At 70.9% G+C, this 18,127-nt stretch carries 20 protein-coding genes; 15 read left to right on the plus strand and 5 right to left on the minus strand.

The genetic code is table 11. The annotated features are described in order from the left end of the window. Nucleotides 1-176: 176 nt before the first annotated feature. Nucleotides 177-1,028 (plus strand): helix-turn-helix domain-containing protein, encoded by an 852-nt coding sequence (locus tag ACWD4A_RS16580; protein WP_451194409.1) that lies wholly within the window; start codon nucleotides 177-179, stop codon nucleotides 1,026-1,028. 11 nt (nucleotides 1,029-1,039) lie between these two features. Then, nucleotides 1,040-1,273 carry a DUF397 domain-containing protein gene (locus tag ACWD4A_RS16585; RefSeq protein WP_451194411.1) on the plus strand — a complete coding sequence of 78 codons (234 nt, stop codon included), beginning with the start codon at nucleotides 1,040-1,042 and terminating at the stop codon, nucleotides 1,271-1,273. Between the two features lie 170 nt (nucleotides 1,274-1,443). On the opposite strand, the gene ACWD4A_RS16590 is transcribed toward ACWD4A_RS16585, so the two are convergent. The 4 genes from ACWD4A_RS16590 to ACWD4A_RS16605 form a co-directional block, all read right to left on the minus strand. Further along, nucleotides 1,444-2,472, minus strand: a complete 1,029-nt coding sequence (locus tag ACWD4A_RS16590) for a LacI family DNA-binding transcriptional regulator (protein WP_451194413.1) — start codon at nucleotides 2,470-2,472, stop codon at nucleotides 1,444-1,446. 24 nt (nucleotides 2,473-2,496) lie between these two features. Continuing rightward, nucleotides 2,497-3,285 carry a response regulator transcription factor gene (locus ACWD4A_RS16595; protein WP_451194415.1) on the minus strand — a complete coding sequence of 263 codons (789 nt, stop codon included), beginning with the start codon at nucleotides 3,283-3,285 and terminating at the stop codon, nucleotides 2,497-2,499. A gap of 586 nt (nucleotides 3,286-3,871) precedes the next feature. Next, entirely contained in the window at nucleotides 3,872-5,818 is a 1,947-nt protein-coding gene (locus ACWD4A_RS16600) for an ABC transporter ATP-binding protein (protein ID WP_451194445.1), read from the minus strand. 98 nt (nucleotides 5,819-5,916) lie between these two features. Further along, on the minus strand, nucleotides 5,917-7,650 hold the full coding sequence (locus ACWD4A_RS16605; protein WP_451194417.1) for an ABC transporter ATP-binding protein: 1,734 nt from the start codon (nucleotides 7,648-7,650) through the stop codon (nucleotides 5,917-5,919). A 175-nt stretch (nucleotides 7,651-7,825) separates the two neighbouring features. On the opposite strand from ACWD4A_RS16605, the gene ACWD4A_RS16610 reads away from it, so the two are divergent. From ACWD4A_RS16610 to ACWD4A_RS16640, 7 genes are all read left to right on the plus strand, one after another. Continuing rightward, nucleotides 7,826-8,101, plus strand: a complete 276-nt coding sequence (locus tag ACWD4A_RS16610; protein ID WP_451194447.1) for a MoaD/ThiS family protein — start codon at nucleotides 7,826-7,828, stop codon at nucleotides 8,099-8,101. Between the two features lie 10 nt (nucleotides 8,102-8,111). Further along, entirely contained in the window at nucleotides 8,112-9,317 is a 1,206-nt protein-coding gene (locus ACWD4A_RS16615) for a hypothetical protein (RefSeq protein WP_451194419.1), read from the plus strand. A 100-nt stretch (nucleotides 9,318-9,417) separates the two neighbouring features. Further along, nucleotides 9,418-10,125 carry an LmeA family phospholipid-binding protein gene (locus tag ACWD4A_RS16620; protein WP_451194421.1) on the plus strand — a complete coding sequence of 236 codons (708 nt, stop codon included), beginning with the start codon at nucleotides 9,418-9,420 and terminating at the stop codon, nucleotides 10,123-10,125. A gap of 197 nt (nucleotides 10,126-10,322) precedes the next feature. After that, nucleotides 10,323-10,403, plus strand: a complete 81-nt coding sequence (locus tag ACWD4A_RS16625; protein ID WP_451194449.1) for a putative leader peptide — start codon at nucleotides 10,323-10,325, stop codon at nucleotides 10,401-10,403. Between the two features lie 163 nt (nucleotides 10,404-10,566). Next, complete coding sequence (locus ACWD4A_RS16630; RefSeq protein ID WP_451194423.1) at nucleotides 10,567-11,403, plus strand: sulfurtransferase; 837 nt, start codon at nucleotides 10,567-10,569, stop codon at nucleotides 11,401-11,403. 40 nt (nucleotides 11,404-11,443) lie between these two features. After that, nucleotides 11,444-11,734: a DUF1416 domain-containing protein gene (locus tag ACWD4A_RS16635; protein ID WP_451194425.1), complete on the plus strand. Its 291-nt coding sequence runs from the start codon at nucleotides 11,444-11,446 to the stop codon at nucleotides 11,732-11,734. A gap of 111 nt (nucleotides 11,735-11,845) precedes the next feature. After that, on the plus strand, nucleotides 11,846-12,103 hold the full coding sequence (locus ACWD4A_RS16640; protein ID WP_451194427.1) for a DUF3099 domain-containing protein: 258 nt from the start codon (nucleotides 11,846-11,848) through the stop codon (nucleotides 12,101-12,103). Between the two features lie 44 nt (nucleotides 12,104-12,147). On the opposite strand, the gene ACWD4A_RS16645 is transcribed toward ACWD4A_RS16640, so the two are convergent. Continuing rightward, nucleotides 12,148-12,513, minus strand: a complete 366-nt coding sequence (locus ACWD4A_RS16645; protein ID WP_451194429.1) for a DsrE family protein — start codon at nucleotides 12,511-12,513, stop codon at nucleotides 12,148-12,150. Between the two features lie 262 nt (nucleotides 12,514-12,775). Between ACWD4A_RS16645 and ACWD4A_RS16650 the strand changes: the two genes are divergently transcribed. From ACWD4A_RS16650 to ygfZ, 6 genes are all read left to right on the plus strand, one after another. Beyond that, nucleotides 12,776-13,363: an FABP family protein gene (locus ACWD4A_RS16650; RefSeq protein WP_451194431.1), complete on the plus strand. Its 588-nt coding sequence runs from the start codon at nucleotides 12,776-12,778 to the stop codon at nucleotides 13,361-13,363. A gap of 252 nt (nucleotides 13,364-13,615) precedes the next feature. Beyond that, nucleotides 13,616-14,701, plus strand: coding sequence for a FecCD family ABC transporter permease (locus ACWD4A_RS16655; RefSeq protein WP_451194433.1), 1,086 nt, complete (start codon nucleotides 13,616-13,618; stop codon nucleotides 14,699-14,701). A gap of 1 nt (nucleotide 14,702) precedes the next feature. After that, nucleotides 14,703-15,476: an ABC transporter ATP-binding protein gene (locus ACWD4A_RS16660; RefSeq protein WP_451194435.1), complete on the plus strand. Its 774-nt coding sequence runs from the start codon at nucleotides 14,703-14,705 to the stop codon at nucleotides 15,474-15,476. 12 nt (nucleotides 15,477-15,488) lie between these two features. Beyond that, nucleotides 15,489-16,508 (plus strand): ABC transporter substrate-binding protein, encoded by a 1,020-nt coding sequence (locus ACWD4A_RS16665; protein ID WP_451194437.1) that lies wholly within the window; start codon nucleotides 15,489-15,491, stop codon nucleotides 16,506-16,508. 19 nt (nucleotides 16,509-16,527) lie between these two features. Next, nucleotides 16,528-16,965, plus strand: coding sequence for a Fur family transcriptional regulator (locus ACWD4A_RS16670; RefSeq protein ID WP_451194439.1), 438 nt, complete (start codon nucleotides 16,528-16,530; stop codon nucleotides 16,963-16,965). Between the two features lie 10 nt (nucleotides 16,966-16,975). Then, a complete protein-coding gene (ygfZ, locus tag ACWD4A_RS16675; protein WP_451194441.1) occupies nucleotides 16,976-17,959 on the plus strand; it encodes a CAF17-like 4Fe-4S cluster assembly/insertion protein YgfZ in 984 nt (327 codons plus the stop codon). Nucleotides 17,960-18,127: the final 168 nt, after the last annotated feature.

Below are 18,127 nucleotides of genomic sequence, written 5' to 3' on the forward strand. Positions count from 1 at the left end.
GCGCCGGTGTCATTGCCGCCCGCGCTCGGGCAGGGCGGTGCGCTTCCGCGTCCACGGCGGGCCGGGTGAGTGGCCTGAGTCACACGCTAGGGCGTTGATGGCCTATATTCCACTCGTCGGCCGAAATAAGGGCCAACTGTCCACGTGTGGGTGATGTTTGAGGCAGGAGAACGCCAGTGGCACCGTCAAGCAACCCGACCCTGCGGCAGCAGCGTCTGGGGGTAGAGCTACGCAAGCTCCGCGAGCGCGCGGGGCTGTCCACGACGGCTGCGGCCGCGCGCCTCGGCGTCAACCAGTCGCGGATCAGCAACATCGAAGCGGGCCGTTATGCGGTGAGCGCGGAGCGGGTTCGGGCGATGGCCCGGAACTACAACTGCTCAGAACACAAGCTGGTGGATGCCCTGGCCGGAATGACCGGCGGACGAACACGTGGCTGGTGGGACGAGTACCGCGAGCTGCTCCCCGCCGCCCTGGTGGACCTGGCCGAGCTCGAGCACCACGCAGCCGGATTTCGCGTGGCCCTCACGATCCACATCCCCGGCCTGTTGCAGACCGTGGATCACGCTCGCGCTCTGTTCCAGGACGTCGTGCCGCCCCTGAGGGCTTTCGAGGTCGAGCACCGGCTCTCCTATCGGATCAAGCGGCAGCAGACCCTGCATCGCGAGCCGCCGATCAAGTACACCGCAATCGTCCACGAGGCAGCACTTCGCATGCAGTACGGCGGGCCCGTCGTAGCGCGCGGGCAGCTCGAACACCTCCTGGAGATGAGCCACTTGGACAACGTGACGCTGCTTGTCATTCCGTTCGACAGCGGATCATTCTCGGGGAACGGCCAACCGATCGACTACGTGTACGGGTCCGTTCCTCAACTGGACACCATTCAGCTGGACGTCCACCACGGCTGTGAGTTCCTGGACGCAGAGGCTGAACTCCTCAAGTACCGAACCGTACTCGACCGCTTCGAGGGCAACGCTCTCAAGCCGAATCCGTCGAGAGACTTCATTCACGCCATCTTGCGCAGCACCTGAAAGGTACCCACGTGTCCACGTATGACTGGCAGAAGTCCTCGTTCAGCGGGGACTCGTCGAACTGTCTGAACATAGCCACTGCGGGCGAATCGACTCTTCTCCTCCGTGAGAGCGACGCCCCCTGTTCCACCATGACTGCCACCCCGGCGGCGCTGGGTGCACTCATAGCGGCAATCAAGAGAGATCGGTTCCCCCGAGGGTTGATGGCGCCCACCGGCGTGAGGGGGAGGGACGCGCAGGGGTGACACGGGACGTAAAGCGAAGCAGTCCCGTGTTACCCCGGAGCGGCACGGCCCCGCACCAGGACAACGGCGAAAAACCACAACCCAGCCCGGCCGGCGTTTGAGGCCGCGCCCGCAGGGCGCCCCGCCGCAGGCGCAAACAAACCGCACCCGGAAAGCGCACCCCCGGAGGGTCAGGCGCCGCCGCAGCCGCAGGAGCGGCGTACCACCAGGGCCGACGGGAACTGTTTCAGCCGCTCCCGGCGCGAGCCGGCGAAGCGGAGGCCGTCGTCGAGGACCAGGTCCACCGCGGAGCGGGCCATGGCGATGCGGTCGGAGGCGACGGTGGTGAGCGGCGGGTCCGTGAGCGCGGCTTCCTTGACGTCGTCGAAGCCCGCCACGGCCAGCTCCCGCGGCACGTCGATCCGCAGCTCGCGCGCGGCCCGCAGCACCCCGATCGCCTGGTCGTCGGTGGCGCAGAGGAGCGCCGGGGGCCGGTCGGGCCCGGACAGCAGCTCCAGGGCGACCTCGTAGGCGTCGTAGCGGTTGTAGGGCGCCTGGAAGAGCCGGCCCTCCAGCGACTTCCCGGCCTCCCGCATGGCCCGCCGCCAGCCCTCGACGTGGTCGGTGACGGGGTCGCCGACGGTCGGGGTCGCCTCGGTGCCGCCGAGGCAGGCGACGTACGGGTGGCCGTGCTCCAGCAGGTGCCGGGTCGCGAGCTGGGCGCCACCGATGTCGTCCGTCACCACGGCCACGTCGTCGATCGCGTCGGGGCGCCGGTGCATCAGCACCACCCGGGCGTCCCAGGCGTCGATCTCCGCGGCGGCGTGCTCGCTCGGCCCCTGGCTGATCAGGATGAGACCGGAGACCCGCATCCCCAAGAAAGCGCGCAAATAGTGCACTTCGCGCTCGTCGAGGTAGTCGGAGTTCCCGACGAGGACCATCTTGCCGCGCTCGGCGGCGGCCTGTTCCACGGCGTGCGCCATCTCGGCGAAGAACGGCTGCCGGGCGTCCGGGACGATCAGGCCTATGAGGTCCGTCCGGCGGGACGCCATCGCCTGGGCGACCCGGTCCGGGCGGTACCCCAGCTCCTTGATCGCGGCCAGCACACGCTCGCGCGTGGCCGGGGCCACCGGCCTCGGACCGTTGTTGATGACATAGCTGACCACCGCGGTCGACGTCCCCGCCAGTCTCGCCACATCGTCCCGCGTCACCTTGGCCACGCGCGGCAGTCTACGCGGGTCCACCTAGCGTTTGGCCGGTCGAGCACCATCGGTTTCCATGGCCCCGGACTCCGCCGTTCGGGTCTTGGCGGCGGCCCCCTCCCCCGGGCGGTCCTCGGGACGGTCCGCGGGCTTCTCCGGCTTCTCGGGAATCACAAAGCGGTATCCGACATTCCGGACGGTGCCGATCAGGGACTCGTGCTCGGGCCCGAGCTTGGCCCGCAGCCGCCGCACATGGACGTCCACCGTCCTGGTGCCACCGAAGTAGTCGTACCCCCAGACCTCCTGCAACAGCTGCGCCCGGGTGAAGACCCGGCCGGGATGCTGCGCGAGGTACTTCAGGAGCTCGAACTCCTTGAAGGTGAGGTCCAGCACGCGGCCCTTGAGCTTGGCGCTGTAGGTCGCCTCGTCCACGGAGAGGTCGCCGGTGCGGATCTCCATCGGGCTGTCGTCCACCGAGATCTGCTGGCGGCCCGTCGCCAGCCTCAGCCGCGCCTCGACCTCGGCCGGGCCCGCGGTGTCCAGCAGGACGTCGTCCACGCCCCAGTCCGCGGTGACGGCGGCGAGGCCGCCCTCGGTGACCACCAGGATCAGCGGACAGCCGGGGCCGGTGGAGCGCAGCAGCTGGCAGAGGCTGCGTACGTGCGGGAGGTCGCGGCGCCCGTCGATCAGTATGACGTCGGCCCCGGGGGTGTCGACGAGGGCCGGGCCCTCGGCGGGGGCCACCCGCACGCTGTGCAGCAGCAGCCCCAGCGCGGGCAGCACCTCGGCCGACGGCTGGAGGGCATTGGTCAGCAGCAGGAGGGAGCTCATCGGCCGCCCCCCGCCAGGGTCGTCCTGCGTTTACCGGTCTGCGCGCTTCGCTCGCCCATGACGTCGGTCCTCCTCGGTCCCTGCGAAGGGGGTACCACCCAGGCTGCGGCACTGGGGGAGTTTGCGGCTCTGCTGAATGCACAAAAGGACCCGGGGGCGACTCTGCCCGGATCCTCTCTGTCCAGCAGAATAGCCCACCGGTCTGTGCGGGGCGCGTGCGATTTTGCACGAGCTTGTGTTTCCTGGGTCACTTCGGGTGGTGCCGGTCTGTTCAGCTTGACGTCATCGGTGGGGGAACACGGGGGCGCACCGAAGCGTTCTGGGGTCGCGCTTATGGGTGAGGCCATGTCCTTCTTGCCCCACCCGGGGCTCCGCCCCGGACCCCACAACACGGCTTCGCCGCGTTGTCCTCAAACGCCGGACGGGCTGGATGTGCGGACCATGGCTCTTTGACCTGCGGCCCGCAGGCTTGCGGCCCGCAGGCTGCGGACTACGCCCGCAAAATCAGCCCGTCCGGCGTTTGAGGACGCGGCCGCAGGCCGCCCCCGCCGCAGGCGGCAGGACGGCCCGCGGGCAACAGACGGGATCAGCCCCCGACCACCGGTTCAGCAAACTGCGCCGCGTACAGCCGCGCATACGCCCCGCCCTCCGCCAGGAGGGAGTCGTGGGTGCCCTGTTCCACGATGTGGCCGGATTCCATCACCAGGATCACGTCCGCGTCGCGGATCGTGGAGAGGCGGTGGGCGATGACGAAGCTCGTGCGGCCCGTGCGGAGCTGGGCCATCGCGTGCTGGATCAGTACCTCCGTACGGGTGTCGACCGAGCTGGTCGCCTCGTCGAGGACGAGGATCTCCGGCTCGGCGAGGAACGCCCGCGCGATGGTGATGAGCTGCTTCTCGCCGACGCTGACGTTGGAGCCCTCTTCGTCGAGCACGGTGTCGTAGCCGTCCGGGAGGGTGCGTACGAAGCGGTCGACGTGCGTCGCCTTCGCCGCCGCGACGATCTTGTCCATCGGCGCTCCCTCCCGCCACCCGCCACCGCCCTTGTCGGAGTCGCTTCGCGACGCCCCCCAATTTGCTCCGTAGGCGATGTTCTCGGCGATGGTGCCGCCGAAGAGCCAGGTGTCCTGGAGGACCATGCCGATGTGCGAGCGCAGCTCCTCGCGGGACATCGCGGCGATGTCGGCGCCGTCGAGGGTGATGCGGCCGCCGTTCACCTCGTAGAACCGCATCAGCAGATTGACCAGGGTGGTCTTGCCCGCGCCGGTGGGGCCGACGATGGCGACGGTCTGGCCGGGGCGCACGGTGAGGGAGAGGTCCTCGATGAGCGGCTTGTCGGCCTCGTACCGGAAGGAGACCTCCTCGAAGGCGACCTCGCCGCGCACATGCTCGGGCACCACCGGGGTGGCGGCGTCGGGCGACTGCTCCTCCGCGTCGAGGAGGTCGAAGACGCGCTCGGCGGAGGCCACTCCGGACTGCACCAGGTTGGCCATGGAGGCGACCTGGGTGAGCGGCTGGCTGAACTGCCGCGAGTACTGGATGAACGCCTGGACGTCGCCGATCGACAGGGTGCCGGAGGCGACGCGCAGGCCGCCGACCACGGCGACGAGCACGTAGTTGATGTTGCCGATGAACATCATCGCGGGCTGGATGATCCCGGAGATGAACTGCGCCTTGAAGCCTGCCGCGTAGAGGTCCTCGTTCTCCTTGCGGAAGATCTCGGCGGACTCCTTCTGCCGGCCGAAGACCTTGACCAGGGAGTGGCCGGTGTACATCTCCTCGATGTGGGCGTTGAGCTTGCCCGTGGTCCCCCACTGCGCGACGAACTGCGGCTGCGCCCGCTTGCCGATGCGGGTGGCGACGACGACGGACACCGGCACGGTGACCAGCGCGATCAGGGCCAGCAGCCAGGAGATCCAGAACATCATCGCCAGCACGCCGACGATGGTGAGCAGGGAGGTGACTATCTGGCTCAGGGTCTGCTGGAGCGTCTGCGCGATGTTGTCGATGTCGTTGGTGGCGCGGGAGAGGACCTCGCCGCGCTGCTGCTTGTCGAAGTAGCTCAGGGGCAGCCGGCCCAGCTTGTCCTCGACGTCCTGGCGCAGCCGGAAGACGGCCCGCTGGACGACGGTGGTGGCGATACGGGCCTGGATCAGCGCGAAGACGGACGCGAAGACGTAGATCAGCAGCACCCAGAGCAGCACGGTGCCGACCTTGTCGAAGTCGATGCCGTGGCCGGGGGTGAAGTCGACGGAGCCGAGCAGGTCGGCGGCCTTGCCGTTGCCCTTGGCTCGGACGGCGTCGATGGCCTGCGCCTTGGTGAGGCCGTCCGGGAAGCCGCGGCCGATGACGCCCGCGAAGATCAGGTCGGTGGCCTTGCCGAGGATCTTGGGGCCGAGCACGGACAGGGCCACGCTGGTGACGCCGAGGAACAGGGCCACCGCGATCAGGGCCCGCTCGGGGCGGAGCAGACCCAGCATCCGCTTGCCGGAACCGGCGAAGTCCATGGACTTCTCGGTGGGCTGGCCGCCCATGAAGCGGCCGATGCCCGCGGCCGGGGCCGGGCCCCTGCGCGGTGGCGCACCGGCCCCGGCGTCCTTTCCGCCGGACTGCTCCGGCTTTTCCGGGGACGTCACGCCGCTTCCTCCTCGGTGAGCTGGGAGAGCACGATCTCCCGGTAGGTCTCGTTCGTCGCCATCAGTTCGGGGTGGGTGCCGGTGCCGACGACCCGGCCCTCGTCGAGGACGACGATGCGGTCGGCGTCGCGGATGGTGGAGACCCGCTGGGCGACGATGACGACCGTCGCGTCACCGGTCTCGCGGGCCAGCGCGGCCCGCAGCCGCGCGTCGGTCGCGTAGTCGAGCGCGGAGAAGGAGTCGTCGAAGAGGTAGATCTCGGGGCGGCGGACCAGGGCGCGGGCGATGGCCAGGCGCTGCCGCTGCCCGCCGGAGACATTGGAGCCGCCCTGGGCGATGGGTGCTTCCAGGCCGAGCTCCATGCCCTCGACGAAGTCGCGGGCCTGCGCGGTCTCCAGCGCCTGCCACAGCTCCTCGTCGGTCGCGTCGGGCTTTCCGTAGCGGAGGTTGGAGGCGACGGTCCCGGAGAAGAGGTAAGGCTTCTGCGGGACGAATCCGACGGTCCCGGACACCAGGACGGGGTCGAGGTCGCGCACGTCGACGCCGTCCACCAGCACCGAGCCCGCGGTGGCGTCGAAGAGCCGGGGGACGAGCCCGAGCAGGGTGGACTTGCCGCTTCCGGTGGAGCCGATCACGGCGGTGATCTCGCCCGGCCGGGCGGTCAGGGAGACGTCCTTGAGGACGGGCTCCTCGGCGCCGGGGTAGCGGAACTCCACGCCGGTGAGCTCCAGATGGCCCGCGCGGCGCAGCCGGGTGACCGGCTCGGCGGGGGGCTCGACGCTGGAGTCGGTGGCCAGGACCTCCTGGACGCGCTCGGCGCAGACCTCGGCGCGCGGCACCATCATGAACATGAAGGTGGCCATCATGACGGCCATCAGGATCTGCATCAGATAGCTGAGGAAGGCCGTCAGCGCGCCGATCTGCATGTCGCCGCCGTCGATGCGGTGGCCGCCGAACCAGAGGACGGCGATCGAGGAGAGGTTCATCACGAGCATCACGGACGGGAACATCAGCGACATCAGCCGCCCGGCCTTGAGCGACACGTCCATGAGCTCGGCGTTGGCGCCCCGGAAACGGTCTCTCTCGTGGGTGTCGCGGACGAAGGCGCGGATCACGCGGATGCCGGTGATCTGCTCGCGGAGCACACGGTTGACCGTGTCGATGCGCTCCTGGACGCCACGGAAGATCGGCCGCATCCGCCAGACGATCAGCGACACGATGACGCCGAGGACCGGCACGATCACCAGGAGCAGCGCGGACAGCGGGACGTCCTGGTTGAGGGCCATGACGATGCCGCCGACGCACATGATCGGGGCGGACACCATCAGCGTGAACGCCATCAGGACCAGCATCTGAACCTGTTGGACGTCATTGGTGGTGCGGGTGATGAGCGAGGGTGCGCCGAAGTGGCCCATCTCGCGCGCGGAGAAGGACTGCACCCGGTCGAAGACGGCGGCGCGCAGGTCGCGCCCGAGCGCCATGGCCGTGCGCGCCCCGAAGTACACGGCGCCCACGGCGCACACGACTTGGATCAGGGTCACACCGAGCATCCAGCCGCCGTAGCGGAGGATGTATCCCGTGTCCCCGTTGACGACACCACCATCGATGATGTCCGCGTTCAGGGTGGGCAGGTAGAGCGTGGCGAGCGTCTGGACGAGCTGCAGGAGCACGATCAGCGCGATGGGTTTGGAGTAGGGCCTCAGGTACGCCCGCGTAAGTCGGACCAACACACAGGAAGCGTAAGCGAGTGGCTCGCCACGGGGCCTCCCGTTTTGCGGGCGGGCGCCGTGAGCCCGCATACACCCGTCATCATGGGGGTTGCACTTGAGGAAAGGGGTCGCCGTGGCGACGACACAACCGGCTCGTCCGGTGGAGCCGGGGGGCGCCCCGGCCGCCCCGGTGGAGCTGCCGAGGCAGCCGGGACCGGCGGGCACGATCCGGTACTGGGCCGCGGCGAAGGCCGCCGCGGGCACGGCGGAGGAGGCGTACGCGGCGGTGACGCTCGCGGACGCGCTCGACGCGGCCCGGCGGCGCCACGCGGAGCGTCCGGAGTTCGCGCGGGTGCTGCTGCGCTGCTCCTTCCTCGTGGACGGCGACCCCGTCGGCACGCGCGACCACGCGACGGTCCAACTGGCGGACGGCGGCACCGTCGAGGTGCTCCCGCCCTTCGCGGGAGGGTGACCCGGGCACGATGAGCAATCAGCCGCATAACGGATACGGTCCCTACGAACCGTACGAGCCGCGTGGTGCGTACGAGCCGTACGACCAGCAGGGCGTACAGCAGCCGGCGCAGCCGGGGTACGACGCCTACCCGCCGTACGACCCCTACGCGCAGCCGCAGCAACAGCCGCAGCAATCCCAGCCCCAGCCCCCGCAGCCGCAGAGTCCTTCGGCCTGGCCCACGACGCAGGGCGGGCAGCAGGGCTACGCGCAGGCGGAGCCCGTGACGCAGACCTGGCAGACCCCGACCTGGGACACGCAGACGTGGCAGCAGCCGCCCGTGCCCCCGGCGGACCAGGGGTACGGCGCCGCGTGGCCGCAGGAGGCCGCCGCCGGTCCGTACCCGGGCCACGACGCCTCCGCCCGGCCCGCGGAGGCCGCGGCCGCGCCGGTGGTGCCCGCCGCGCCCGAGCGGCCGATGACGGCCGCCGAGAAGGCGAAGGCGGAGGGCCGTCCGCAGATCCTCGCGCCAGGCTTCAAGCCCGCCGTGCTGACGACGGTGCTCGCGGCGCTGCTGGCCGTGGCCGCGCCGCTCGGGCAGTTCGCGCTGGTCGTGCCGGTGGCGCTGCTCCAGGCGGTGACGGCGGCGGGCTGGTTCCGGCTGAACGGCATGTGGCCGGCCCGGCAGGGCATCGCGCTGGCGTTCCTGGGCGGTCTGGCCGCCGACGCCGGGCTGCTGGCCACGGACGCCGGACAGGCGCCGACCGTGCTCATGGGCACGCTCGGCGTGTGGGTCCTGCTGACCCTCGTGCTCCAGCTGCGCAGCAACGCCTCGCCCGACGAGCGGCTCTACGGGCTGATGGTCGCCGGCGCGTCCGCGGCCCTCACGGTCGTCGCGGGCGGGCACCTGGCGGCCACGTCGTCGGACGCGGTCGTGATCGGCGCGGTCGGCGTCGCGGTGACCGCCCTGGCCCGCGCCCTGCCGCTGCCGAAGATCGCCTCCCCCGTGATCGCCCTGATCGCGGCCGCGGGTTCGGGCGTCGCGACCGGCCGGCTGACCGGTTTCGGGACGTCGGCGGCGCTGCTCGCCCTGGCCGCGGGCGTCTGCGCCCTGGCCGGTCTGCGCGCGGCGAGCTACGACTACCCGTCCCGCTTCGTGCACATGACGGCGGGCGTCGCCCTCCCGCTGGCGGCGGCCGCCCCGGCCGTCTATGTGCTGGGCAGGGCCCTCGCCTGATCCCCAGCTGATCGTTTTCGTCGGTTTTCCGCATGGTCCGGTTAGGCTCACTGCACAGGCAGGGGGCCTGACCGAGACCCGGGGGAGCGAGACGAACCGAATGCGCGCCATACGAATAACCCTGATCGTCGCCGTGGTACTGGGCGCCCTCTTCGTCGGTGCGGACCGCCTCGCGGTGTACTTCGCCGAGAACCAGGCCGCCGAGAAGATCCGCAGCAGCCAGAACCTGTCCGGCACGCCCGATGTGTCGATCAAGGGCTTCCCGTTCCTGACCCAGGTCGCCGACTCCCGCCTCGACGAGGTCGAGGTGAAGCTCGACGGCATCACCGCGAACGCGGGCGACCGCTCGATCCGGGTGACGGGCTTCAACGCCAAACTGCGGGACGTCAGAATCAACAGCAGCTTCACCTCCGCCGTCGCCGACCGGGCGACCGGCACCGCCCACATCTCCTACGCGGACCTCACCAAGGCCACCGGCGACCCCAATGTGACGGTCGGCTTCGGCGGCACGGACCGGGCGGGCGCGAGCCAGGTCAAGGTCACCGGCAAGATCTCCCTGATGGGCCAGGCCATCGAGCGCAGCGTGCTCTCCACAGTGACCGTCGCGGGCGGCGACACCATCCGCGTCCGGGCCGACGAGATCCCGACGGAGGGCATCCCGGGCGTGGAGCAGCTGATCCGTCAGAAGATCGACTTCGACCGGAAGATCAGCGGTCTGCCGAAGGGCATCACGGTGGACAAGGTCGTCACCACGCAGGACGGCGTCGACATCACGCTGACCGGCTCGAAGATCAACCTGGCGGGCTGACCGGCCGGCCGGGCCGTACGCCGTTCCATTGGGCGAGACGCGTCCGTCCGCCCGCCAGAATCCGCAGCGTGCGGAGCGCCCGGAAGCCCCTCGTCCGGGCCCCCGCCCCCGAAGCGCGTCCCGAAATCCGGAAGATCGCGTCTCACTATCCAACACGCCGGTGACACGCCCGCCCGTCCGTCCCTACGATCGGACGCATGAAGCGACAGGCGGACCTCACGAAGCGGCGGGCAGTCGACCTGTGCCGCGTCGCCGCCATGCTCTGTCGCGATGTCTGACGGGGCCGGCGCCTTACGGTCCGCCCGCTCCCTGCTCGTCCCCCCTTGGCCCGTCGAGGCCCCACCGCACCATCCGCCGCGCGGCACCGCACGCCCCCGTCCAGCCGGGGACGCACCGCACACGGGCCCGCGCACACCGCAACTGCCCCGGAGGAGAACAGACATGAGCCGCAGTGACGTCCTGGTGGACGCCGACTGGGTCCAGGCCCGGATCGACGACCCGAAGACCGTCATCGTCGAGGTCGACGAGGACACGTCGGCCTACGACAAGAACCACATCAAGAACGCCGTCCGCATCGACTGGCGGAGCGACCTCCAGGACCCGGTGCGCCGCGACTTCGTCGACCAGGCGGGCTTCGAGAAGCTGCTGTCGGAGAAGGGCATCGCCAACGACGACACGGTCGTCCTCTACGGCGGCAACAACAACTGGTTCGCGGCCTACGCCTATTGGTACTTCAAGCTCTACGGCCACCAGGACGTGAAGCTCCTCGACGGCGGCCGCAAGAAGTGGGAGCTGGACTCCCGCGACCTGGTCGCCGAGGTGCCGCGGCGGGCGCGCACCGAGTACCGCGCGCAGCCCCAGGACACCTCGATCCGCGCGTTCCGCGACGACGCGGTGGCGGCCATCGGCACGCTCAACCTCGTCGACGTGCGCTCCCCCGACGAGTTCAGCGGCAAGCTGCTCGCCCCCGCGCACCTCCCGCAGGAGCAGTCGCAGCGCCCCGGCCACATCCCGACCGCCCGCAACATCCCGTGGTCGAAGTCGGCGAACGACGACGGCACCTTCAGGTCGGACGACGAGCTCAAGGCGATCTACGAGGCCGCCGGGGTGGACCTGGGCAAGGACACCATCGCCTACTGCCGCATCGGCGAGCGCTCCGCGCACACCTGGTTCGTGCTGCACGAGCTGCTCGGCCAGGCCAACGTCCGCAACTACGACGGCTCGTGGACCGAGTACGGCTCGCTCGTGGGCGTGCCGATCGAGCTCGGCGCCAACTGACCCCTCCCGCCCCTTCTCGTCTAGTCCTCAAGGAACGCTTATGTGTGGAGCAAAGGCCGGCGGCCCCGACGCGTCGACCATAAAGCCCGGTGAGACCACCATCCAGGGCTCGGTGACCCGCGACGGCGAGCCCGTCACCGGTTACGTCCGACTCCTGGACAGCACCGGCGAGTTCACCGCCGAGGTGCCGACGTCCGCGACCGGCCAGTTCCGGTTCTACGCCGCCGAGGGCACCTGGACGCTGCGCGCGCTGGTGTCCGGGGCGACCGCGGACCGCACCGTCGTCGTCGCCGAGAAGGGCGACCTCGCCGAGGTCGCCATCGCCGTCTAGTCCGTCACGGACGGCTCACGAACGGCCGGAGGGCCGCACCCCGGGGTTGGACGCCATGAATGGGGGGTGCGGCCCTTCGCGCCATGCCTCGCGCGGTCGTACCGTGGGGGTATGTACGCGCGGCGGCGCCACTGGTACTTCGCCATGATGGGCACGTGCATCGGCATGTTCGTCCTGGCGTGGGCCGTGGTACGGCTGTGGTCGGTGCCGGCGGCCGTGGGCATGTGCCTCTTCGCGATGGTCATCCCGCCGGTCGCGGCGATCGTCGCCAACCGCCGCGGCCCCGACGACCGCTGGTGGGACGACCCTTCGGGCGACCCGAAGTCCGACGAGTGGTGGGACGAACTGGACGGGAAGAAACACCACTGAGCGCCGGCCGCGCTCTTGGGGGTTCCCGGGGCGAAGCCCACCGATCAGTACACCAGCGCCTGCACGCCGTCCGCCATCGCCTCGCTCACGAAAACCTGGGCACCCGCGATCCGCGCGCCCTCGATCAGATCCTTCTCCTCGATGTCGCGCCGCGCGGCGCACTGCGTGCAGACCGTGATCATGCCGCCGCCCAGCCGGATGCCCTCGATCAGCTCCGGCAGCGGCGCCGCGTGCGGAAGCGAGAACTCCGCCGCCCTGCCCGGCAGCGCGAACCACGACGCCTCGCCGGTCAGCCACAGGGACACCTCGACCCCGCTGGCGACGGCGACGGCCGCCACCGTGAACGCCTGCGAGCACCTCTCGGGCGCGTCCGCGCCCGCCGTCACCTTGAGTACGAGCTTCTTCGCCATGCGATCACTGTAGGCCCGCCCCACCGACCTCACAGAGCCCCCCACGACGCGTCCGACTAGACTCGGCAGCGGTCCGTACCCCCTCTCTCCGACCGAGGAGCACGCTCGTGCTTGAGGCAGTCTTCACCACCCTGCTCGTGCTGGTCGCCGTCGGCGTGCTCGCCTTCGCCGGGCTGACCTGGAAGAAGCTGTACCAGGGCCAGCGCTGACCCAAGGCAGCTGACCGCTCTCCCTCACCGTCTCCTACAGATCGTCTGAGCCCATGATCGAGATTCCGTCCGACCTCCACCCGAGCCTCGTGCCCCTGGTCTTCCTCCTCGGCAAGTGGGAGGGCGCGGGCGTCGCCGACTTCCCCGGCACCGAGAAGTGCAACTTCGGGCAGGAAGTCACCTTCACGCACGACGGCCGTGACTTCCTGGAGTACACGTCGCACAGCTGGGTGCTGGACGCCGAGGGCAAGATGGTCCGCCCGCTGGAGACCGAGACCGGCTACTGGCGCATCGACAAGGACCGCAAGGTCGAGGTCGTCATGGTGCGCGACCAGGGCGTCGCCGAGGTCTGGTACGGCGAGCTGGCCGACCAGAAGCCGCAGATCGACCTGGCCACGGACGCCGTCGCCCGCACCGGGGCCTCCGGCCCGTACTCCGGCGGCAAGCGCCTCTACGGCTACGTCAAGGGCGACCTGATGTGGGTCGGCGAGAAGGCCACCCCCGAGGTGCCGCTGCGCCCCTACATGTCGGCGCATCTGAAGAAGATCGCCGATCTGCAGGAGTGGGCCGCGAACCTGCCCGACGACATGCCGGACGGCGTCGCCTTCTTCAACCAGGACGGCACGCCCTACACCGGCTGAGCACCACAGCTTCAGGCACACAACTTAAAAACACGCGCCCCGCGGGGGAAGTCCGGTCGAAGTCCGGCGCTGACCCGCAACGGTAGGCGGAGGGCCCCCTCGGGGGCCGTCTCCGCGAGCCCGATCACCCGCGGCGGCGCCGGCTCCTGACAACTCGCCGTGGACTGCGAGGGGACACCCGTGGTCGCACACTTCGCCTCGGGCCGCTCCTTGGTACGCAGGGACGCGGCCCGAGGCGAAGGCGTACCACCGATGGCGACCACCCCGCAGGCCGACGTGACCATCACCGGCCCACCGGCCTCCCGGCGGCTGCCGCTGCCACCGCTCCTCGCCGGGCTCGCCGCGGCCCTGCTCGTCTCCGTCGTGTGCGGCACCGGACTCGGCTCCGCGGGGGTGGCCTGGGGCGACACCCTGCGCTTCCTCCGGGCGGGGCTGACCGGCGGGACCATCACGCCGGACGAGGTCTCCGCCTACACGATCATCTGGGAGCTGCGCTTCCCGCGCGCCCTGCTCGCCGCGGTCGTCGGCGCGGGGCTCTCCGCCGTCGGTGTGGCCGTGCAGGCCATGGTCCGCAACGCGCTGGCCGACCCCTTCGTCCTGGGCATCTCCTCCGGCGCGGCCGTCGGCGCCAACGCCGTGCTGCTCTTCGGCGCGCTGGGCTCGCTCGGTGTCTGGGCGCTGTCGAGCGCCGCCTTCGCCTCCGCGCTCGCCGCGATGCTGCTCGTCTACCTGGCCGCGCGCACCCCGCAGGGGCTGACACCGCTGCGGCTGGTGCTGACGGGCTCCGCCATGTACTACGGCTTCTCCGCCGTCACCACCCTGATGGTCTTCAGCGCCGACCGCGGCGAGGCCGCCCGTTCGGCCATGATGTGGCTGCTCGGCAGCCTGGGCGGCGCCACCTGGCAGTCCGTGCCGATCGCGGCCGCCGTCGTCCTCGCCGGACTCGGCCATCTGCTGTGGACGGCCCGCGGCCTCAACGCCCTGGCCATGGGCGACGAGACGGCCGCCGCGCTCGGCGTGGACCCCGGCCGGCTGCGCCGGCGGCTGTTCGTCGTCGCGGCCGCCGTCACCGGCGCCGTCGTCGCCGTCAGCGGCGCGATCGGCTTCGTCGGCCTGATGGTCCCGCACATCACGCGGATGCTCGTCGGCGCCGACCACCGCCGGGTGCTGGCCGTGGCACCCCTGCTGGGCGCCGTGCTGCTGGTGTGGGTCGACATCGTCTCCCGGCTGCTGCTGGCCCCCGTCGAGCTGCCGGTCGGCGTCATCACCGCGATCGTCGGCGTGCCCTGCTTCGTCCTGCTCATGCGCCGCCGCGGCTACACCTTCGGAGGGTCCTGACATGCGGGTCGACATCGAGGGCCTGTCGGTCGAGATCGCGGGCGCCCGACTGGTGGAGGACATCGCGCTGCGGGCGGACAGCGGCAGCTTCGTGGGGCTGGTCGGCCCCAACGGCAGTGGCAAGTCCACCCTGTTGCGCTGCGCCTACCGGGCGCTGCGCCCGGCCGCCGGGACCGTACGGCTGGACGGCGACGACCTGCACGCGCTGACCGCGCGCGAGGGCGCCCGGCGGCTGGCGGCCCTGCCGCAGGAGTCGGCGAGCGAGTTCGGCTTCACCGTCGCCGAGATCGTCGCGATGGGCCGGCTGCCGCACCAGGGCGCCGCGGGGCGGGCCACCGCGCGGGACGCCGAGGTGTGCGCGCAGGCCCTGGCGCGGGTCGGCGCGGGCCACCTCGCCGAGCGGTCCTTCCCGTCCCTGTCCGGCGGCGAGAAGCAGCGCGTCCTCATCGCCCGCGCCCTGGCCCAGCAGCCGGAGGTGCTGGTCCTGGACGAGCCCACCAACCACCTGGACATCGCCCAGCAGTTGGAGGTCCTCTCCCTCGTGCGCGGCGCGGGCCTCACGGTCCTGGCCGCGCTGCACGACCTCGACCTCGCGGCCACGCACTGCGACGCGCTGTACGTCATCGCGGGCGGCCGCATCGTCGCCTCCGGCCCGCCGGACGAGGTGCTGACCGCCGGGCTGCTCGCCGAGGTCTTCGGCGTACGGGCCCACCGGGTGCCGCACCCCGAGACCGGTGCGCCGCGCCTGCTCTTCGACCGCCTCCCGACCCCGTAAGGACCGCACCCCATGCGCACTGTCCGTACCGCCGTCGCCCTGCTCGCCGCCGTGTCCCTCGCGGGCTGCGGAGCGAGCGTGTCGCAGTCCCCAGCCGAGGACCCCAAGGACAAGGCCTCCGGGCACTACCCCGTGACCGTGGAGAACTGCGGGGTGAGGACGACATACGACAAGGCCCCGCAGCGGGTCGTCACCAACGACGTCGGCATCGCGGAGATCATGTTCGCGCTCGGTCTGGAGGACCACATGGCGGGCTATGTGGCACCGGACTACAAGGGCGACCGCGAGACGGTGCCATGGGCGGACGGCTACAAGAAGGTGAAGTGGCTGTCGAAGAAGACGATCACCAAGGAGATCGCCCTCGACGCCAGGGCCGACCTGGTCTTCGCGGGCTGGAACTACGGCTTCGGCGAGGGCAGCGGCGTCACGCCCGCCTCCCTGAAGAAACTCGGCATCGGCTCGTACGTCCTCACCGAGTCCTGCCGCAACGGCACCGGGAAGACCGCGCGCGGCGTGATGCCCCCGCTGGAGGCCCTCTACGCCGACCTGGAGACACTCGGCAAGGTCTTCGACGTCGAGGACCGCGCGCGGAAGCTGACCGACGGCTTCAAGAAGCAGGTCGCCGACGCGCAGGCGCGGGTCCCGGCGGACGGCGCGAAGCCCAAGGTCTTCCTCTACGACAGCGGCCAGGACAAGCCCACCACCGCGGGCGCCTTCGCGGGGCCGCACGACATCATCACCAAGGCGGGCGGCGACCATGTGATGAAGGACCTCGACGACTCCTGGACCCAGGTCGGCTGGGAGACGGTCGTGGAGCGCGACCCGGACGTCATCGTGGTCAACAACTACGGGGATGTGACCGCGGAGCGGAAGAAGGAGTTCCTGAAGTCGTACCCGCCGCTCGCGAACGTCTCCGCCGTCAAGAACGACCGCATCTTCGTCCTCGACTACGTCGACCTCGTCGAGAGCCCCCGCAACCCGGCGGCCATCGCGGCCCTCGCCGGATACCTGAAGGGGGTCCGCGGCGTCTGAGGCTGCCTAGACTGGGAGCGTGGTGGACACCGACTGGCAGAGCAACCTCCGTAAGCGCGGCTACCGGCTGACTCCGCAGCGCCAGCTCGTCCTGGAAGCGGTGGACCGGCTGGAGCACGCGACGCCGGACGACATCCTCACGGAGGTCCGGCGCACGGCGGGCGGGGTCAACATCTCCACCGTCTACCGGACGCTGGAGCTGCTGGAGGAGCTGGGCCTGGTCAGCCACGCCCACCTCGGGCACGGCGCCCCCACCTACCACCTCGCCGACCGGCACCACCACATACACCTGGTCTGCCGCGACTGCACCACGGTGATCGAGGCCGACCTGTCGGTGGCCGAACCGTTCACCGCGCAGCTCCGCGAGTCCTTCGGCTTCGACACCGACATGAAGCACTTCGCGATCTTCGGCCGGTGCGGCGACTGCTCCTCGAAGGCGGCGGCGGACGAGCCGTAGGCTTGTCCGCATGCTGCGTCAAACGAAAGCCAGCCCGCTGCTGTCGCTGCCCGGCGCCGTCGCCGCCGAGGGCCCGGACGAGGGCGTCGCCGCGCACTACGGAGACCTCTTCCGCGAACAGCGCGCACTCGCCGGCGGCTCCGGTCTCGTCGACCTCTCGCACCGCGGCGTCGTCACCGTGTCCGGCGCCGACCGGCTGAGCTGGCTGCACCTGCTCATCACCCAGCATGTGAGCGAGCTCCCGGCCGGGCAGGCCACGGAGGCGCTGATCCTCTCCGCCAACGGGCACATCGAGCACGCGCTCTACCTGGTGGACGACGGCGAGACCACCTGGGCGCACGTCGAGCCCGGCACCCAGGGCGAGCTGATCGCCTACCTGGAGAGCATGAAGTTCTTCTACCGGGTCGAGGTCGCGGACCGCACGGACGAGTTCGCCGTGGTGCACCTGCCCGCGGGCTCGATCACCGAGGTCCCCGAGGGTGTGACGGTGCGCGAGACGGCGCACGGCCGTGACCTGTTCCTGCCGCGTGCGCGCCTGGCGGAGTTCGCCGCCGCGCACGGCCCGGCCGTGGGCGTGCTCGCCTACGAGGCGCTGCGCGTCGAGGCGCACCGCCCCCGGGTGGGCCTGGAGACCGACCACCGCACCATCCCGCACGAGCTGGGCTGGATCGGCACGGCGGTCCACCTGCAGAAGGGCTGCTACCGCGGCCAGGAGACCGTCGCGCGCGTCCACAACCTGGGGAAGCCACCGCGCCGCCTCGTCTTCCTGCACCTCGACGGCAGCGAGGTGAGCCTGCCGGGCCACGGCGCACCGGTCCGGCTCGCCGCCGATGGCCCGGACGGCCGCCAACTGGGCTTCATCACCACCTCCGCCCGCCACCACGAGCTGGGCCCGATCGCCTTGGCGCTCGTCAAGCGGAACGTCGCGGTGGATGCACCGCTCCTGGTCGGTTCGGGGACTGCGGCGGCGCAGGAGGTCGTGGTCGAGCCGTAGCGCTGGGCGCTGGCCGCGCCGCGAGACGGTGCGAGCGGTCGCTTTTCGCCTGCGGGCCGTCTGCCGCCTGCGGCGGGGGCGGCCTGCGGCCGCGTCCTCAAACGCCGGACGGGCTGAATTGTGCGGGCCGCAGGCCGAAGAGCCATGGTCCGCACATCCAGCCCGTCC

It is taken from the genome of Streptomyces sp. NPDC002537 (assembly GCF_053594975.1).

Bases quoted from the DNA above. Each gene is read 5' to 3' on its own strand.
- ACWD4A_RS16595 (WP_451194415.1), bottom strand. From the start codon at position 3,285: ATGAGCTCCCTCCTGCTGCTGACCAATGCCCTCCAGCCGTCGGCCGAG.
- ACWD4A_RS16600 (WP_451194445.1), bottom strand. From the start codon at position 5,818: ATGGGCGGCCAGCCCACCGAGAAGTCCATGGACTTCGCCGGTTCCGGC.
- ACWD4A_RS16615 (WP_451194419.1), top strand. From the start codon at position 8,112: ATGAGCAATCAGCCGCATAACGGATACGGTCCCTACGAACCGTACGAG.
- ACWD4A_RS16620 (WP_451194421.1), top strand. From the start codon at position 9,418: ATGCGCGCCATACGAATAACCCTGATCGTCGCCGTGGTACTGGGCGCC.
- ACWD4A_RS16625 (WP_451194449.1), top strand. From the start codon at position 10,323: ATGAAGCGACAGGCGGACCTCACGAAGCGGCGGGCAGTCGACCTGTGC.
- ACWD4A_RS16630 (WP_451194423.1), top strand. From the start codon at position 10,567: ATGAGCCGCAGTGACGTCCTGGTGGACGCCGACTGGGTCCAGGCCCGG.
- ACWD4A_RS16635 (WP_451194425.1), top strand. From the start codon at position 11,444: ATGTGTGGAGCAAAGGCCGGCGGCCCCGACGCGTCGACCATAAAGCCC.
- ACWD4A_RS16640 (WP_451194427.1), top strand. From the start codon at position 11,846: ATGTACGCGCGGCGGCGCCACTGGTACTTCGCCATGATGGGCACGTGC.
- ACWD4A_RS16645 (WP_451194429.1), bottom strand. From the start codon at position 12,513: ATGGCGAAGAAGCTCGTACTCAAGGTGACGGCGGGCGCGGACGCGCCC.
- ACWD4A_RS16650 (WP_451194431.1), top strand. From the start codon at position 12,776: ATGATCGAGATTCCGTCCGACCTCCACCCGAGCCTCGTGCCCCTGGTC.
- ACWD4A_RS16655 (WP_451194433.1), top strand. From the start codon at position 13,616: ATGGCGACCACCCCGCAGGCCGACGTGACCATCACCGGCCCACCGGCC.
- ACWD4A_RS16660 (WP_451194435.1), top strand. From the start codon at position 14,703: ATGCGGGTCGACATCGAGGGCCTGTCGGTCGAGATCGCGGGCGCCCGA.
- ACWD4A_RS16665 (WP_451194437.1), top strand. From the start codon at position 15,489: ATGCGCACTGTCCGTACCGCCGTCGCCCTGCTCGCCGCCGTGTCCCTC.
- ygfZ (WP_451194441.1), top strand. From the start codon at position 16,976: ATGCTGCGTCAAACGAAAGCCAGCCCGCTGCTGTCGCTGCCCGGCGCC.